Source organism: Reinekea forsetii (genome assembly GCF_002795845.1).
In the GTDB taxonomy this organism is placed as follows: domain Bacteria; phylum Pseudomonadota; class Gammaproteobacteria; order Pseudomonadales; family Natronospirillaceae; genus Reinekea; species Reinekea forsetii.
Genome location: NZ_CP011797.1, coordinates 1,890,934 through 1,908,906 on the forward strand (window position 1 = coordinate 1,890,934; position 17,973 = coordinate 1,908,906).

The 17,973-nt window shown below is 53.7% G+C and carries 16 protein-coding genes; 4 read left to right on the top strand and 12 right to left on the bottom strand.

All coding sequences use genetic code 11. The features are described from left to right. Positions 1-58: 58 nt before the first annotated feature. From REIFOR_RS08825 to REIFOR_RS17090, 9 genes are all read right to left on the bottom strand, one after another. Positions 59-1,108, bottom strand: coding sequence for a protein-glutamate methylesterase/protein-glutamine glutaminase (locus tag REIFOR_RS08825; protein WP_100257209.1), 1,050 nt, complete (start codon positions 1,106-1,108; stop codon positions 59-61). A 5-nt stretch (positions 1,109-1,113) separates the two neighbouring features. Then, on the bottom strand, positions 1,114-1,749 hold the full coding sequence (gene cheD, locus REIFOR_RS08830; protein ID WP_100257210.1) for a chemoreceptor glutamine deamidase CheD: 636 nt from the start codon (positions 1,747-1,749) through the stop codon (positions 1,114-1,116). A gap of 1 nt (position 1,750) precedes the next feature. Continuing rightward, positions 1,751-2,587 (bottom strand): CheR family methyltransferase, encoded by an 837-nt coding sequence (locus REIFOR_RS08835; RefSeq protein WP_227003645.1) that lies wholly within the window; start codon positions 2,585-2,587, stop codon positions 1,751-1,753. Continuing rightward, positions 2,568-4,538 (bottom strand): methyl-accepting chemotaxis protein, encoded by a 1,971-nt coding sequence (locus REIFOR_RS08840; RefSeq protein ID WP_100257212.1) that lies wholly within the window; start codon positions 4,536-4,538, stop codon positions 2,568-2,570. Before REIFOR_RS08840 ends, REIFOR_RS08835 begins: the two co-directional genes overlap by 20 nt. Before the next feature lie 4 nt (positions 4,539-4,542). After that, on the bottom strand, positions 4,543-5,049 hold the full coding sequence (locus REIFOR_RS08845; RefSeq protein WP_100257213.1) for a chemotaxis protein CheW: 507 nt from the start codon (positions 5,047-5,049) through the stop codon (positions 4,543-4,545). After that, complete coding sequence (locus REIFOR_RS08850; protein ID WP_100257214.1) at positions 5,046-6,923, bottom strand: chemotaxis protein CheA; 1,878 nt, start codon at positions 6,921-6,923, stop codon at positions 5,046-5,048. The genes REIFOR_RS08845 and REIFOR_RS08850 overlap by 4 nt, the downstream gene beginning before the upstream one ends. A gap of 19 nt (positions 6,924-6,942) precedes the next feature. After that, positions 6,943-7,308 carry a response regulator gene (locus REIFOR_RS08855; protein WP_100257215.1) on the bottom strand — a complete coding sequence of 122 codons (366 nt, stop codon included), beginning with the start codon at positions 7,306-7,308 and terminating at the stop codon, positions 6,943-6,945. Between the two features lie 125 nt (positions 7,309-7,433). Beyond that, positions 7,434-7,724 carry an STAS domain-containing protein gene (locus REIFOR_RS08860; RefSeq protein WP_100257216.1) on the bottom strand — a complete coding sequence of 97 codons (291 nt, stop codon included), beginning with the start codon at positions 7,722-7,724 and terminating at the stop codon, positions 7,434-7,436. A gap of 28 nt (positions 7,725-7,752) precedes the next feature. Further along, positions 7,753-8,886, bottom strand: a complete 1,134-nt coding sequence (locus REIFOR_RS17090) for a methyl-accepting chemotaxis protein (RefSeq protein WP_264371395.1) — start codon at positions 8,884-8,886, stop codon at positions 7,753-7,755. A gap of 417 nt (positions 8,887-9,303) precedes the next feature. Between REIFOR_RS17090 and REIFOR_RS08870 the strand changes: the two genes are divergently transcribed. From REIFOR_RS08870 to arsJ, 4 genes are all read left to right on the top strand, one after another. Continuing rightward, positions 9,304-10,503 carry a saccharopine dehydrogenase family protein gene (locus REIFOR_RS08870; RefSeq protein WP_100257218.1) on the top strand — a complete coding sequence of 400 codons (1,200 nt, stop codon included), beginning with the start codon at positions 9,304-9,306 and terminating at the stop codon, positions 10,501-10,503. Positions 10,504-10,613: 110 nt separating this feature from the next. Then, entirely contained in the window at positions 10,614-11,780 is a 1,167-nt protein-coding gene (nspC, locus tag REIFOR_RS08875; protein ID WP_100257219.1) for a carboxynorspermidine decarboxylase, read from the top strand. Positions 11,781-11,868: 88 nt separating this feature from the next. Continuing rightward, complete coding sequence (locus REIFOR_RS08880) at positions 11,869-12,864, top strand: ArsJ-associated glyceraldehyde-3-phosphate dehydrogenase (RefSeq protein WP_100257220.1); 996 nt, start codon at positions 11,869-11,871, stop codon at positions 12,862-12,864. Beyond that, positions 12,861-14,072 carry an organoarsenical effux MFS transporter ArsJ gene (arsJ, locus tag REIFOR_RS08885; RefSeq protein ID WP_145980268.1) on the top strand — a complete coding sequence of 404 codons (1,212 nt, stop codon included), beginning with the start codon at positions 12,861-12,863 and terminating at the stop codon, positions 14,070-14,072. Before REIFOR_RS08880 ends, arsJ begins: the two co-directional genes overlap by 4 nt. Here the strand turns inward: arsJ and REIFOR_RS08890 are convergent. From REIFOR_RS08890 to REIFOR_RS08900, 3 genes are all read right to left on the bottom strand, one after another. Beyond that, positions 14,026-15,141 (bottom strand): ABC transporter ATP-binding protein, encoded by a 1,116-nt coding sequence (locus REIFOR_RS08890; protein WP_100257221.1) that lies wholly within the window; start codon positions 15,139-15,141, stop codon positions 14,026-14,028. The two genes, arsJ and REIFOR_RS08890, sit on opposite strands and share 47 nt — an antisense overlap. A gap of 7 nt (positions 15,142-15,148) precedes the next feature. Beyond that, the gene (locus REIFOR_RS08895) at positions 15,149-16,771 is read right to left on the bottom strand and encodes an ABC transporter permease (protein WP_319418030.1); all 1,623 of its coding nucleotides are present in this window, start codon (positions 16,769-16,771) and stop codon (positions 15,149-15,151) included. Positions 16,772-16,862: 91 nt separating this feature from the next. Further along, positions 16,863-17,885, bottom strand: a complete 1,023-nt coding sequence (locus REIFOR_RS08900) for a Fe(3+) ABC transporter substrate-binding protein (protein ID WP_100257222.1) — start codon at positions 17,883-17,885, stop codon at positions 16,863-16,865. Between the last annotated feature and the right edge of the window lie 88 nt (positions 17,886-17,973).

The following is a 17,973-nucleotide window of genomic DNA, read 5'->3' on the forward strand; positions in this document are numbered from 1 at the left end:
AAAACTGCGCTGATGGCCTGTGCAACGGCGAATCGATCTGGTGGAATCTACGAGCCCCCTATAGGCCGGTGGCGGCGCACAAGGCGTTTAACCTCTGGATTACCGCATCGCCGAGCTGATCGAGGCCCAGAACCTCACTCACGGCATTTAACTTAATCGCTTCCTTGGGCATGCCAAACACAACACAACTGGCCTCATTCTGAGCAAGGGTATAACAGCCCTGCCGCGCGAGTCTCAACATACCCTCTGCGCCGTCACGGCCCATACCGGTCAGGATCAGTGCTACGGTGTTGACCCCGGCACTGTGGGCCAGCGATTGAAATAGGACATCGACGGAGGGCCGATGGCCGCTGACCCGCTCTTGCTGGTGCAGGCGCACGCGATAATCGGCGCCAACCCGAATCACCTCCAGATGTTGGTCGCCTGGCGCGATATAGGCGCAGCCGGCCAGCAATCGTTCACCCTGCTCCGCTTCCTTAACTCGCACCTGGCAGAGGCTATTAAGTCGAGTCGCAAATGTTTTGGTGAAGCCCGGTGGCATATGTTGAGTTATCACGATTGCGGGCATGGCGGCTGGAAACTGCATCAATAGATACTTAATGGCTTCTGTCCCGCCTGTCGAGGCACCAATGGCTAATATTGTCTCGGAGCCGATGAGGTTATTGGACCCCGGTGCAATGCGATTCAGGCTGCTAACTTTGGGCTTAATGAGTCGGGCCTGGGCGGCCATCTTGATTTTAGTGCTGATCAATTCTTGGTAAGCCTCTATGCCCCGGCTGACATCAAGCATTGGTTTAGCAATAAAGTCCACGGCTCCCAATTCCAAGGCTCTCAAGGTAGCGTCTGCCCCCGCACTGGTTAGGGTCGAAATCATAATGACCGGTGTGGGCCGGGCCTGCATCAGGCGCGTTAGAAAGGTCAGGCCATCGACCTTTGGCATCTCGATATCGAGCGTGATCACATCGGGCTGCAACCGAATAACCATCTCGCGCGCGACGAAGGCATCGGGCGCGGCCCCGACCAACATCAGGGCCGGATCGGCTGCAATAAGCTTACCCAATAGGGCCCGAATCAATGCGGAGTCATCGACTACCAAGACTTTGATCATAGAGTTCAATCACCAAACAATTCAATATCGCCCATTATCGGCGTGTTACGGATACGCAAGCGATATGCGCTCTCCCGATCCAAAATGGTGCTGTTATGCAGTGCTTTGAGCTTGCGCACAAATACCTTACCGGTGGCCGGAAAAAAGTAGACTTTACGCGGGTAATTCTCAAGTAAATCGGAGGCCAAAATGGCGATGCGCTCGGTCTTTAGGTAGGCCTGGATGAAGCTTGCATTGCGCTGGCCAACTTGTGTGGCGGTGATGCCGCGCAACACATTGCCACCGCCAAATATTTTTGCCACCAAACTTGAACGACGCGCGCCCAGCTTGAGCATATGATTGATCAGTATTTCCATTGCATAGCCACCATAACGGGCCGAATCGCCCAGGATGTCCTGGTTCGCCGAGCTGTCGTTGGGCAACAAGAAATGATTCATACCACCAATCTTCAGCTTCGCATCACTTAAGCACACCGACACGCAGGAGCCGAGCACCGTTACGATCAGGGTATTGTCTCGGGTGGCGAAATATTCACCCGGCAATATCTTGACCGCGTCTTGATCAAAATGCCTATCGAAATACCGATTAGGAGCGAGGTGATTGTTGTTTAGATCAAAACTGTTTAAATCGAAACCCTGCATGCTAACCTCTCACCGGGTAATAGGTCGTTTGGCCAGCCAGTCGGACCACCTGCGCAAAGGCCGAGAAGTTTTCCGAGTGTCCGGCTATATAAAGGCCGTCCGAGGGGAGTAGAGCGACAAGCCGAGTCAGCAGCGCCAGTTGGGTCTGTTTATCGAAGTAGATCATCACATTACGACAAAAAATTACATCCACCGTTGACCGAATGGGCCAGCTAGGTTCGAGTAAATTTATTTGGGCAAACTCAACCATCCGTTTCAGCTCAGGAACCACCCGGACCTTACCATCCTGGCCGCCGGTGCCGCGCTGAAAGAACTGCTTGCGGCGTTGAGGAACGATCGACTCGATGCGCTCCCGTTTATAAATACCAGCCGATGCCGCAGTCAGCACATCAGTATCAATATCGGATGCAATAATCTCAACCGGGGTATCGAATTGGCCGTAATGCTCTGCGACGGTCATGGCAATGGAGTAGGCTTCCTCACCGGTACTGCTGGCGACGCACCAGATCCGCAGGTTGCCGGGATGATCCTGCAAATAGCCTTTGAGTATGTCAAAGTGGTGCGGCTCACGAAAAAAGGACGTCAAATTTGTGGTCAGGGCATTGATGAATTCCTGTGTTTCGGACGGGGTATTTTGTAAATAGACAAAATAATTCGCAAAACCTCCCACCTTTAGGCTCCTGATACGGCGCACCAGACGACTGTAAACCAGGGCATCCTTGCTGGTGTCGAGTTGAATACCGGCCAACTCATATAGCTTCGCTTGAACCTGTTCAAAATGCGCTTGGGTGTAGCTGAATTCTCGGTCCATGGTGTCCTTAAAACTCTTCCCACTCATCGGCAGCGGTCTCATTTCTTTTTAATATCGGAGTTTTTTTTACCGATTTGGCGGCGGCCGGCCGACTCACCATCGTTTTAGTGTCGTGGCCAATGCGCGCAGCGGCCGTCCCCGCCCCGCCACTGACGCCGTTCTCGTCCAAGGTAAAGGTCGACACCTGGCCCGTTAGCTGCTGGGCTTGGGACTGCATACTTTCTGCCGCCGCGGCGGCCTGCTCAACCAGAGCGGCGTTTTGCTGGGTCATTTCGTCCATCTGCACCACGGCTTTGCTGATCTCATCGATACCGGTCGCCTGCTCGGCCGATGCAGCCGCGATTTCAGCCATAATATCGTTTACCCGCTTAATGGCCGTTACCACTTCTTGCATGGTATCGCCCGACTTGCCCACCAAACTGTTCCCGCTCTCTATCTCGTTGACCGAATCGGAAATTAACTCTTTGATATCCTTTGCTGCGTTTGCCGAGCGCTGTGCCAGGCTACGAACTTCCGAGGCCACCACGGCAAAACCGCGCCCCTGCTCACCGGCTCGCGCGGCCTCCACCGCGGCATTGAGCGCTAATATATTGGTCTGAAATGCAATGCCATCGATCACCCCGATAATATCGGCAATTTTTCGCGCCGAGGCGTTAATTGAGGCCATAGTTTTGACCACCTGCTGAATTAACTCACCGCCATCGATCGCAATATTGGCTGCTTGTGACGCCAGAGCGTTGGCCTGGCTGGCGTTATCAGCATTGAGTCGAACGGTACCGGTCAACTCTTCCATGCTGGATGAGGTTTCTTCCAGACTCGAGGCCTGTTGCTCCGTGCGGCGCGACAAATCTGCGTTACCCTGGGCAATTTCGCTGGACGCGGTGCTGATGGTTTGGGCCGCAACTTTAATTTCGCCGATCATCGCAGTCAATTTCTCGGAGGTTTGATTCGAGTAGTTTTTCAAATCATCAAAGGTTCCCTCGTAATGGCCGTCGATGCGCGCGGTTAAATCACCTTCCGACAGCGCCATCAATACCCGAGCCACATCTTTAAGCCCCACTTCTGAGGTTTCAACTAAGCGGTTAAGATTTTCGGCTAACATTAAAATAAAGCCATCCTTACCTTGCGTTGCCACACGCACGGTAAAATCGCCCGCCGCTGCCGCCGACACCAGATGGCTGAGTTCCTGTTCCGCCATCACTTCCTTGGTCCGGTCCAACCATTCCACAACGGAACCTAAGCGCTCCCCCGCCTTGGAAAAGATCGGGCTGGCGGTCAGCCGAAAATGCAGAATACCGACTTGGATATTGCCGATATAAGTATCGGTCAACTTATCCAGCAGACCGCTTTGGTGACCCGGGTTTTTATGAAATTGATCCATGGATCCGCCGAGTATCTTATCGACTGAAAAATGCGCCAACGACTTGCGCAACTCCGCTTCCTGGGCCCGCAACATAGTCACAACCGATTTATTAAGGTAGATAATATTGCGCTCATTATCGGCAATCATGACATTGGTGCTGGTATTGTCGAGCGCTTCTAAGGTCCGGGCAGTGGTTATTTCGGCCAAGATAGCCTCGGTCCGATCAATCCATTCAACAGAGGTCCCCAGGTGCTCTCGATTGGCGCCCACAATAGGATTCAATATCAGCTTAAAGCTTAGGCCACCCAAACTAATGTCAGCTATATGGGTAGTACTTAAGCGCTCCAGCATCATGCGCTGATGGGCTGGATTTTTATGAAAGCTGTCAATATTACTGCCGATCAAATCGTCCACACTAAATTTCGGCAACTCCTTTCGAATAGCCGATTCAGATTTCCTTAACATCGTAATCACGGCCTTATTGGTATAGATGATTTCACGATTGGCATTGGCAATCATAAAACTGTTTCCGCTATTATCGAGCGCTTGCAAGAATTGATCTCGTTCGACCTGAAGTGCTGAACTTTTTTTTCCAAACCAATTGAATAGTGTCATTTTTTTATTCCTGCCCCGCAGTCGTGTTCAAGTCCATCAGGCCCAATTCATCACTACCGATAAGGGCCGCGATATTTACCAAAACAATCATTTTATTTTCAATGGTCGCCAAGCCGCGCAGAAAACGAGTGTTGAAGGACACACCAAATTCCGGTGGTGGCAAAATTTGCTGTGCCGAAAACTTAACCACATCGGACACCGCATCGACCACCACCCCGACGATACGATCATTGACGCTCAACATAATCACAATAGTAAATTCATCATAGGTCGCTTGGCCAATATCAAACTTCATACGTAAATCTACTATCGGGACGATATCGCCGCGCAAATTCAATACGCCCTTAACGAAAGCCGGTGCATTGGCAATTTTGGTGACCGTCTCGTAACCGCGAATTTCTTTAACCGACATAATATCCAAGGCATAGCTTTCATCCCCTAATACAAAGCTAAGGAATTCTTCGTCAACGTCATTACCGTGCGACGAATTACCATTCTCGATTTTGGTCATATAGTAACTCCGTCCAAATGTTTAACTTGCAGCGCCAGTGACTCGGCGTCGAGAATAAGCGCGACGCTGCCGTCACCCATAATGGTCGCGCCCGAGACACCGCTAACGCGTCGGTAGTGCCGTTCAAGACTTTTTATAACCACCTGCTGCTGACCCACTAGGGCATCGACGCAGAGTCCAAATCGATGCTTGCTGGTTTCAATCAACACAACGATCCCTTGATCCGGGTTGATATTAATAGGCTCTAAAGCCATCAGTTGGTATAGATCTAACAACGGCAAATACTCGCCACGAACCTTAATCAGCCGTTGATTAGACAAGGTTTTTAACTGATCTAAGGATGGCTGAATGGACTCGACTATGTGGACCAAGGGTAAAACAAAAACCTGTTCGCCCACGGCGACACACATTCCATCGACAATGGCCAAGGTCAGGGGCAGCTGGATACGAAAGGTTGAACCCACGCCGGCCTGCGATTCAATAACGATATGGCCGCCCAAGGCTTCAATATTTCGGCGCACCACGTCCATACCGACACCGCGACCGGAAACATCGGTGACCTCGGCAGCGGTGGAAAAACCAGGTGAGAATATCAGTGGCCAAACATCTTCATCGGCGGGCGATTGCTCGGTCATTATGCCATTTTCTCGCGCCTTGGTTAGAATTCGGTCTCGGTTCAAGCCTGCGCCATCGTCGCTGATACTAATGACGATACTGCCGCCCTTCTGTTCGGCCTTCAGCAACAGCGTGCCACTTTCAGTCTTGCCCATAGCCATTCGTTGCTGCGCGGTTTCGATACCATGATCCAGGCTGTTGCGCACTAGATGCGTCAAGGGATCTACCAGTCGTTCGATCATGCCCTTATCTATCTCGGTAGCACCACCTTCGACGATCAACTCAACTTTTTTGTTCAGCTTGCCGGCCAAATTCCGCACCAAGCGAGGGAAACGATTAAATACCGATGACACCGGCAACATCCGCACCGACATCACAGCGTCTTGCACTTCGCGCGTATTGCGTTCCAGTTCAAGCAAGGCCGACTGCAATCGTTCACCCAACTCACCGGGAACTTCTGCGCCAATTAGCGCCAACATCGATTGAGTAATAACCAACTCACCCGACAGATTTATCAATGAATCAATTTTGGTGGTTTCGACTCTAAGCGTGCTATCGCCAGCGCTGTTGCCGACCTTCTTGGTCAGACCAGCACCTGCTTTAGGCTGGCTTGCTAGTTCAGCAGAGCCTGGCGGAGATATCGACTGGCCACCCTGTGGCGATTGCAGCTGTGGCTCATTAAAGAGTCCAAACCCTGGGTCGACCGCCAGTGTGGGCTCGGCAGTGAAGAGGCCAAAATCGTCTTGGGCACTGCCCTTCATGCTTGAAACCCTCTCCTCAGAAAATAACCCAAAGCCTTCCAATGCGTCCGGCTCAACTACCGGTAGTGGCGTTAGCCCGCCATCATCCGATGCACTCAGGTCGCCGACCGGATCAACTAAGCAGACGTTCAAAATCGTTTGAGCTTGGGTAACCTTAAGCCAGTCAATCGCCAGTTCACTGCGATAGCTGTTTAAAATTTCGCCCAAGGTGTCGGTGGTGCTGAGTAAAACATCGACCACCTGTATCGATAAGGAAAATTCTCCTTTGCGCGCCTTATCAAGCAAGTTTTCCATAATGTGGGTTACATCGGCTAAGGCCGTGAAACCGAATATACCGCTACCGCCCTTGATCGAATGGGCCGCACGAAAAATACTGTTGAGGTCTTCGGTATCCGGTTGGGCAATATCCAAAGCCATCAGTAGCTGCTCGAGCAGTTGCAAATGCTCTTGAGCTTCCTCAAAGAAAACCTGATGAAACTGACTCATTTCAACTGACATAATTAGACTCCGCTCGTCATTAACCTAAAACACGCCGAGTAATATCCAGTAGTTTTTGCGGATCGAAAGGTTTGACCATCCAGCCGGTTGCGCCTGCGGCCTTACCGCGCGCTTTGATGTCATCGCTGGCTTCGGTGGTTAAGACGATAATGGGCGTCCGAGCAAAGGCACTCATCGCACGTAACAATTTTATAAGGGTAAGACCATCCATACGCGGCATATTTTGATCCGTTAGGACGAGGTCGAAGCGCTGTGTCTTGCATCGATCTAGGGCATCCTGACCATCTTGCGCTAGGGTCACTCGATAGTTTGAGGTTTTCAACGTTGCTTCAACCATCTGCCGAATCGAGGCAGAGTCGTCGACAATTAATATTTTTTTAGTCATGACCTAAATAATCCTGATCAAATGCCCCAAATTTATTTCTAGGGAATATATTTCCAAGCACTTCTAATTGGCATTGAGGGTTTTGCAGCAATACCTTTTTAACGAAAAAACCTGCTGATCTCAGATCACCTAATATCGAAGTAACTCGACATATTGGCTATTTCCAGCATCTCTCGGCAGGACCCAAATGCACCGACAATCACCAAGCCCGCACTTGCATTTGAAGCGCTATTCTTTTTCGCCAAGAGCATCAACATGCCCAATGCTGAGGTGTCAAGATAGGTCACCTGTGCGAAATTTAGCTGCAGCGTGCTCGATGTTGGATTAGCGATAAAGTTTTCATAGCTGGCGGTGAACACGACATGATGTTGGAAATCAAATCGAGGCGGCAGCACCACTACTGTTACGTCTGACATAGCACCCTCTGCTTGGCTCATCCTATTGCTAAAATAATTCAATGTGGCCGCCATCGACCGTGTTTGATGACACCGGATTAAGATGGTTTTTGCGAAACTGCACCAGCTGCTGATATTGGGTGCTCGCTCGCGTTTCGCTTAAGACCGCCTCTGTTTCCGATTGGCTCAGCCATTGGGCCTTGATAAAATCGATACTCTCGCCGGTAAATTGCAAATGCTGACTATTAATATCACCGAACTGTAAACTCCGAATGACGTCGTCGATCGATTGCTGCAAGCGCTTATTGGACTCTGCGAGCGCTGCGTTATGCCGGACATTCTCGTCGGCCTTTGCCAACAGTTGCACGACAGCAACCTGAACGTATTTTTTCGATTCGATAACATAGTTCAGTTCTTGCGATGCCACCGAGCCGATATCCACCGTGAGATCCTTGACCTGATTTTCGATATCCTTGAGCATTTTTTGAATCTGATCACTGAAGCCGGCCGAGCTATTTGACAGCGCCCGAACTTCGTCGGCAACGACGGCAAAACCGCGCCCAGCCTCACCGGCTCGAGCCGCCTCGATCGCGGCATTGAGAGCTAGTAGATTGGTCTGGGAGGCGATTTGATCAATATCTTTGAGCGCCTTGATCACACCGGGCATTAAGTTATTGATCGAGCCAACCTTACCGACGAGACCCATTGACGCCTCCGACATGTTGACCACGGTAACCACAAAGCGGTCCAAAGTTAGGTCAATGGTGCTAGCAAATTGCACCATCCATGGGTTGCCGTCCGGTGCCACGTCGGCAGACAGAAGGTCTTGCACATGCAGACTTTGGGCTCCGACAAGTTGTTTCAAACCGCTAAAGGCAGCTGTCAGGGTCTCGACCGCGTCGTTTTGGGTACTCTTGATATCATCAACGCTGAGCTTGGTTTCGGCCAGCAACTCAGCCGATTGTTGACACAATTGCGCTTGAGCGTGAGCGACCGCAGTCGCTTTGAGGGTAACGGCGGGATCTGGCGCGTCGCTGCGTGGACTGGGCCACAGGACCATTGCTGCGCTGGTGCATAGGCTGGTCACCAATACGCCACTGTAGGGATAACCCATCCAGACCGCTAGGACCCCTAGCGGGGACGCTATTAGGGCAGCAAAGGGTATCGGCATTTTCGGTGTCAAACAGCAAACCTCATAGATAAGTCGTCAAAGTCGATGCGATCTGAATATCAGTACCGAACGAGCCCTTTGCTCTAATAACTAAAGTTTGCCTCAAGGTATATGTCAATATAGTCAAATCAATCGACCTCCCCGGAAAACGCCTTGCTGTTGCGCTGCAGTCCCCTTGCCGCGGTATGTTGGTCGAATCATTCGGTGATCGGATTTAACTGTGCGATGAGCACTTTTAACCATGGTTTTGTCGCCTGCGCATGCGAAGGCTTGTAATTTCACGCTCATTCACTAAAATCGCCGCCAGTAATGGGTCTGTCACGACCCTTGTTGAGATCCTTAATGTTTTGGCCGTGAGCTGATAAACTCCGTGGATCGCGGTATAACCATATGGTGCGCATCGGAGCGCGCCATAGAGGAGAAAAAAGAATGTCCAAAGTCATGATCATCGGTGCCGGTGGCGTCGGTAATGTAGTAGTGCAGAAGGTTGCCCAATTACCCGACGTCTTTACCGAAATAGTCCTGGCCAGTCGCACCCTCGCCAAATGCGATGCGATTGCCCAAAACATTGACCGGCCCATTAAAACGGTCGCGGTCGATGCCGATAAGGTGCCCGAGTTGGTTGCCCTGTTGCTGCGCGAAAAACCGCTTTTGGTGATCAATGTGGCCCTGCCCTATCAGGATCTGACGATCATGGACGCCTGCCTCGAGGCTGGGGTGCACTATATGGACACCGCCAATTACGAGCCGCTTGAGACCGCAAAATTCGAATACAGCTGGCAGTGGGCTTACCAAGAGAAATTCGCCAAGGCCGGTCTCACGGCATTACTGGGCAGTGGCTTCGACCCCGGTGCGACCAATATGTTTACCGCCTATTTGGCCAAACACTATTTTGATGAGATTCACGAACTGGATATTATCGACGTCAATGGCGGCGATCATGGCTATCCATTCGCGACCAACTTCAATCCTGAAATCAATATTCGGGAAGTGACGGCCCCCTGTCGGCATTGGCAAGATGGCGAATTTATCACCACCGAGGCGATGTCGCGCAAGGCCAGCTTTACCTGCCCGGAAGAGGTTGGCACCTTTAATATTTACCGCATGTACCATGAAGAACTGGAGTCCTTGACCCAACATTACCCGACCTTGCGCCGCGCGCAGTTTTGGATGAGCTTTGGCGAGAGCTATTTAAAGCATCTGGAAGTGCTCGGTAATGTTGGTATGACCGGCATTGAGGCGATCGACTTTCAGGGCACCAAGATCGTGCCGATTCAATTTCTCAAGGCACTGTTACCCGACCCCTCGACGCTCGGTCCGCGCACGCATGGCCGAACCTGTATCGGATGTGTCGTGACCGGTATCAAAGATGGGGTCGAGAAAACCCTCTATCTCTACCAGATCAAGGATCACCAGGACTGTTATAAGGAAGTTGGCTCTCAAGCGATTTCCTATACCACTGGGGTGCCGGCCATGATTGGCGCTAAGATGATCGTTCAGGGCCATTGGCAAAAGCCTGGTGTCTGGAATATGGAGCAGATGGACCCGGATCTGTTTATGGCCGATTTAAATCTCTATGGCCTGCCCTGGCATCTGGTGGAAATGAACGATTTCAATTTGGACCACTAGAACCTACCCTCTGGCTTGTGCCCCAAGCCAATGCGCGCCGAACGCGCATTGGCTTTTGTCGGACTCACCCAATTACCCCTAAGTCCTCTCGTTTAGGCGGATACCCTACTATGCAATTCACCGATTTTTCAAAACTCGACCTGTCGCGCTTGCCCTCACCCTGTTTTGTCGTCGATGAGATCGCCCTAGAGCGTAACCTGATTCTACTGAAACAGGTTGCCGATGCCAGCGGCGCCAAGGTACTGGCCGCGCTAAAAGCCTTTTCTATGTGGCACTTTGGCGCCAAAACGGCTGAGTATCTCAATGGCACCTGTGCCAGCGGTTTACACGAGGCTCGACTGGGCCAGGCGCACTATCCCGGTGAAGTGCATGTTTTTTCGGCCGCCTATAGCGCCGCCGACCTGACCGAACTGCTTACCTTCGCCGATCACGTGGTGTTTAACAGCAGCGCGCAATGGGCGCGCTTTCAACCGCTGATTCAGAGTGCGCTGACAGCGCGCCCGCAACTGAGGTTCGGTTTGCGAATCAACCCGGAGCATTCAGAGGGCGGTGTGCCCATCTACGATCCGTGCGCGCCCGGCTCCCGGCTCGGCATCCCCCTGTCAGAGCTGGATCAAAGCCAACTGGCGGGCATCACTGGCCTGCACTTCCACACCCTGTGTGAGCATGGCTTTGACGCCTTAGACCGGACCCTGAGCGCGGTCGAGGACAAGTTCGGTCATCTGTTGGCACAGATGCGTTGGGTCAACTTTGGCGGCGGTCACCATATCACCGCACCGGGCTATGATGTCGATGGCCTGATCAAACGTATCCGAGCCTTTAAAGACAAATATCAGGTCCAGGTCTACCTGGAACCGGGCGAAGCGGTTGCCATCGGCACCGGTGTGCTGGTTGCCGAGGTGCTCGATCTGACCTTCAATCAACTGCCCCAGGCCATCCTGGATACTTCAGCCACCTGCCATATGCCCGACACCTTGGAAATGCCCTATCGGGCCGATGTGCTCGGGGCCGGCTTGGCCGACGAAAAGGCCCACACCTATCGCTTAGGCGGTATGACCTGCTTGGCCGGTGATGTCATCGGCGACTATAGCTTCGATCGTCCCCTGGAACTGGGTCAGCGGCTGATCTTCGAAGATATGGCCCACTACACCATGGTGAAAACCAGTACCTTTAATGGCACACGTTTGCCGGCTCTGGCCGTCTGGAATTCGTTGACCGATCGGCTCCAGATTGTGAAAGAATTCAGCTTCGATGACTTTCAATCTCGCCTGTCCTGAGCACCGGCCGAGATGGCAGGATTGTCATCTACTTGTCATAGAGGTGTCATAAACTGAACGGCATTTCAAACCAAACAGGAACAAATCGATGTTAAGAGTGGGAATCAACGGTTTTGGGCGAATGGGGCGGCTAACAACCCGTGTGTTGCTGCAACAGGATGACGTACAGCTGGTTCGAATCAACGATCCGGCCGGTGATTGTGCGACGCTGGTGCATCTGTATAACTTCGATTCGATTCACGGCCGGGCGCCGCATCCGGCTCAAGAATTGGATTCGGCCAGCCTGACCCTACGCCAACAGACCGTCGCCCTAACCCACCACCTCCAGATCGCGGACACCGACTGGAGCGACTGTGACTTGGTAATAGAAGCCAGCGGCCAATTTAAGACCGACGCCGCGCTGCAACCCTACCGGGATCAGGGCGTAAAGGTGGTTGTCACCGCGCCGGTGCCGTCGGCCGTGATTCCCAATATCGTGATGGGTATCAATCATCACCTGGTGACCGCTGAGCACCAAATTATCACCGCCGCATCCTGCACGACCAACTGCTTGGCGCCGGTGGTGCAGGTCATTCATCAGCAGTTCGGCATCAAGCACGGCTCGATGACCACGCTGCACGATATTACCAATACCCAAACGCTGGTCGACGCGCCCCATAAGGATCTGCGCCGGGCCCGAGCCGCGGGTATGAGTCTGATCCCCACCACCACCGGTTCGGCCAAAGCCATCACCACCATCTTCCCGGAGTTGGTCGGTAAGCTCAACGGCCACGCCGTGCGCGTGCCACTGCTCAACGCCTCGCTGACCGATTGTGTCTTCGAGCTGGAGCAAACGGTCACGGCCGAGCAGGTCAACCGGGCTCTAAAGGAGGCCGCGGAGACCAGCTTGGCGGGCATACTCGGCTATGAAGAGCGGCCCCTGGTCAGTATCGATTATCGCACCGATCCACGCAGCGCGATCATCGACGCACTCTCGACCCTGGTGATCAATGGCACCCAACTGAAGCTCTATGTCTGGTATGACAACGAATGGGGCTATGTTAACCGCACCGCCGAGCTGGCACGGTTGTTACACCGGTTGTGACCGCAGCTGACCCAACGGCTCTGCGCCAATACAGCCTGATCACGCTCAACTATTGGGCCTTCACACTGACCGATGGCGCCTTGCGCATGCTGATCGTGCTGTATTTTTATCAGCTCGGTTACGATGCCTTGGCGATCGCTTGGCTGTTTCTGTTTTATGAGTTATTTGGTGTGATCACCAACTTGGTGGGTGGGTGGCTCGGCGCCCGCATCGGTCTAAACCGAACCATGAACCTGGGTCTGTTCTGTCAGGCGATCGCCCTAGGCGCGCTCTTGGTGCCCGATGCCTGGCTGACGCTGGGGTGGGTAATGGCGGCACAAGCGCTGAGTGGTGTTGCCAAAGATCTCAATAAGATGAGCGCCAAAGCCGGGCTGAAAAGCCTACTGCCAGCCGGACAACATCAGCGGCTCTTCAGGTGGGTCGCGGCCCTAACCGGGTCTAAAAATACGCTCAAGGGCGTGGGCTTCTTCCTCGGCGGTTTTTTACTCTGGTCGGTGGGCTTTTGGTGGGCCATCGCCAGTCTGTTGATGATTATATTGGCGGCCGGCTGCGCCAGCATCCTGTTCTTGCAGTCGGATCTGGGCAAGTCACGTGCCCGGGCTAAGTTTTCGCAGGTCTTTGCCAACAGCGCGCCGCTTAACTGGCTCAGTCTGGCTCGCCTGTGTCTGTTTGCCGCGCGTGATGTGTGGTTTGTCGTCGCCTTGCCGATCAGTCTGGCCAGCCGCTATGGTTGGTCCCACTCTCAGGTCGGGGCTTTTTTTGCCCTGTGGATTATCGGCTATGGCGTGGTGCAAGGCTTTACCCCGCAACTCTTGATGAACTTTAGCCAGCCGACCGATGGCCGTCGGGCTTTTTGGGCCGCCCTACCCCTGTTTGCGGCCATGCTTTTGCTGTTCGGCCTGACGCTCGCGCTAGAGATCAGCGCCGCGGTCCTGACCCTGTTGCTCTGTCTGTTTGGCCTGTTCTTTGCCATCAACAGCTCGATTCATTCCTATTTGATTGTCGCTTGGGCACGATCCGACGGCGCTTCACTCGATGTCGGTTTTTACTATATGAGCAATGCCATGGGCCGCCTGATCGGCACGGTACTGTCCGGCTATCTCTATGTTCAGTATGGCTTAACGGCCTGCCTGCTGGCGTCCACCGCCCTGCTGGCGGCGGTTATTCTAATATCGCTTCGGCTGAAACGGCTTCCTGCGGCTCAGTGACGCTGGCCCGTGCAAACAACACAAAGTGATCCAGATCGAGCCGAATACCAATCTGTTGTCCGACTCTATGGTCCTGGTGGCTCGAGGCAATACACAAAAGCGACCGACCGTTGGCCAGGGTCACCTCATATTGGAAGAAGGTACCTTTGAAATGCTTGCCGGTAATTTCAGCTAAAAAGTCACTCTCGTCATCGTGCAGCACATCATCGGGTCGTATCAGCAGATCAACTTCAGCCAGGTCTGGGAAGGCGGCCGCATCGGGCATACTCAGGACCCCCAGATCGGTATTGAGTTGGTGCGCACTGAGTAGCGTCGCAGGCAAAAAATAGCCTTGACCGATAAAGTCGGCGACATAACGGGTCTCGGGCTGGTGATAAATTTGAAACGGCGAGGCAAACTGCTCGATGCGCCCCTGATGCATCAGGGCAACCTTATCGGCAATAGCATAGGCTTCCTGTTGATCGTGGGTGACCACCAACGCGGTAATGCCCTCCTGCACCAGAATTCGACGAATATCCGGCACCAGAGTTTCTTTCAACGTGGTATCGAGGCCGGCGAACGGTTCATCCATCAAGAGCACCGAGGGTTTCGGCGCCAAGGCCCGTGCTAGGGCGATGCGTTGTTGTTGCCCACCCGAGAGCGAATGAGGATAGCGCTGTTCTGCACCGGCCAGGCCGACCAGCACCAGCAGTTCGCTAACCCGCGCCGCCTGGTCCGACGCCTTGAGATGGGTGAGGCCAAAGGCGATGTTCTGCGCCACCGTTAGGTGCGGAAACAAGGCAATATCCTGGAACACCATGCCAATTTTACGCTGCTCAGCCGGCACCATAAACCCGGGGTTGGACAGCGTCCGCCCGCTTAAACTGACGGTGCCATGGGCGATCGGTTCAAAGCCGGCAATGGCGCGCAGCAAGGTCGACTTGCCGCAACCACTGGCGCCGAGCAAACAACCAATCTGTCCTGGCTCTAACCTGAGGCTGACATCCTTAACCGCGCTTACGGTGCCATAACGGATTTCAACCCGATCGACGATCAGCGCCTGATGGCGAGGTACGCTAGTGCTTAACATAGATCAATCAGCTCCGGTTGATCGAACGGTTCAAGAAATAGACCGGCAACAGGCCGACCAAGACGATCATCAATGAGGCCGGCGCGGCATCGATCAAGCGCTCATCTGAGGCCAACTCATAGGCTCGCACGGCGAGGGTATTGAAATTAAAGGGCCGCAATATCAGCGTGCCCGGCAACTCTTTTAACACATCGACAAACACTATGAGTAGGGCCGTGAGCGCACTGCCACGCAGCAGTGGGACATGGATGGAGGTCAGCACCTGCAACGGCGTCCGGCCGAGCAGGCGCGCCGAGGCGTCCAGACTGGGCTTTATCGCCAGTAAGCCGCTTTGCACCGAGCCGAGCGAGACCGCTAAAAATCGAATGGTATAGGCAAACAATAAGGCGAACAGGCTACCGGAAAACAACAGCCCCAGATCCACGGCAAATAGCGCTTCCAGGTGGGGTACCAAATAATGGTCCAGGCCAGACAGGCTGATGATCACCCCGATCGCAATAATGGTTCCGGGCATGGCATAGCCCAATGCCGTCACTTGCACGGCCCATTGGGTGGCACGGTTTTTTTCCAGTCGGGCCGCATAGGCCAGGACAAAGGCCAGACTCACCGAGATCAAGGCGGCGCCGGCGGCGAGCGAAAAGGAGTGCCAGATCAGGGTTAGGAAGGCCGTATCAAACCACTGCGCGCTGCTCAGCGACCAGGTTAGCAAGAGCGCCGCGGGAAGGATAAAGCCCAACAAAGCCGGACCGAAGCAAATACCGATAACCAGCAACGCACGCCAGCCTTGAATTGGCATGCGGCGTTGTATCGGACGATAATTGGCGGCAGCGTAATAGCCGATCCGGCGCCGGGAATATTTTTCCAACGCAACCAGAACCACCACAAAACTCAGCAACAACAATGACAGTTGCGCGGCCGCAGCCGCGTCACCAAAGCCATAGAAGGTTCTAAATATACCGGTGGTAAAGGTAGTTACGCCGAAGAACTGCACCGTGCCATAGTCGGCCAGCGTTTCCATCAGCGCCAAGGACAGACCCGCGATTATGGCCGGTCGCGCCATCGGCAAGGTGACCCGATAAAAGCTTTGCCAAGCCGATAAACCGAGGGTGCGACTGACATCTAAGAGAGTTGAGGATTGCGCCAGGAAGGCGGCTCGAGCCAACAAATAGACATAAGGATAGAGCACCAAAGCCAGCATCAACATAGCACCGGTTAGGGAACGAATCGGTGGAAACCAATATTGGCCATAGGCCAGGCCGGTGACCGCCCGGATCCAACTCTGCACCGGGCCGGCAAAGTCGAGCAAGCCGGTATAGGTGTAGGCGATAATATAGGCGGGCATGGCCATGGGTAGCAGCAATAAGAGCGTTAGGCTGCGCCGAAAAGGGAACTCACAGCAGCTGGTCAACCAGGCCGTGGAGACCCCCAGGAGCAACACGCCCACGCCGACCCCAAACATCAACAGCAACGAATTGGTGACGTAGTCGAGCAGTACCGTTTGCCACAGATGCTGCCAAATACTCAAGGTATCGACGAAGATCTGCCCCAGCATCACCCAGATAGGGGCCGACAACAGCAGCGCAATAAGAATGCTGATTAGAGACAAACGAGCCAAGCGATGTACTGTCAAACCAACCTCACGATTTAGAAGCTAAAACACGCCCCGAAGGGCGCGCAAGTTTACACCCTAAACCACCGCAAGGGTTGGGTTGGCGGGGATTTTATTTCCAACCGGCTCGATCCATCAACTCCACGGCCGCACGATTGTTTTCGCCCAACAGGGTGAGGTTGAGCGCATCGGCGTTAAAAGCGCCCAAACTGGCTAGCTTGGCGGACGGCTCGACACCGCTCACAACCGGGTATTCATTGTTTACCTCGGAGTACCAGTTTTGGGCTTCAGGCGTAAGCATAAACTCCACCAAGGCAATCGCGTCGACGCTGTTTTTCGCCGCTCGGGTCAACGCCACGCCGCTTATATTAACGTGGGTACCGCGATCGCCCTGGTTTGGCCAAAAGACTCCGAGTTGCTCCGCCACAGCACGGTCCTCGGCGCTGTCGCTGGCCATCAATCGACCGAAGTAATAGGTATTGGCGATGGCCAGATCACAGACACCGGCCGCAGCCGCCTTGAGCTGATCGGTATCGCCACCGCCCGGTGGCTTGGCGAGGTTGGCCACCAAGCCCGAGGCAAAGGTTTCGGCTGCATCGGCACCGACCGAGGCGATCATCGAGGCGATCAGCGATTGATTGTAGATATTACTCGAGGAGCGAATGCAGATGCGCCCGGCCCATTGGGCGTCGGTTAGGGCCTCGTAAGTCGACAATTGAGTCGGGTCCACCGCCGATTTACGGTAAAAGATTGGCCGAGCCCGCATCGTCAAACCGATCCAGGTGCCATCGACGTCCCGTAAATTGGCGGGTACGGCCGCATCGATCCGCTCACTGTGCAGCTCGCGCAATAAATTCAATTCTTTAGCACGGTGCAAGCGACCGGCATCGGCGGTAATCAGCAGATCGGCCTGGGACTTACTGCCCTCGATGCGCAACCGGCTGATCAGCTCATCATCGCCGCCGCTGACCAGATTGACCTTAATGCCGGTCTGAGCGCTGAACTGATCGAGCAGCGGTTTTATGAGCGCCTCAGTTCGGGCCGAATAGATGTTGACCTCCGCCTGGGCGGTTTGCACGCCCCCGGCAAGCACCGCCGTAACCAACAACCCTGTTCTTAACCATATCGATGTCATGTGGATCTCCTTTGCTGTTTTAATGAGAAGGCCATCATAGCCTCAACCCCCTCCTAAATGCAAATAGTTCTCATTACCATTTACATAA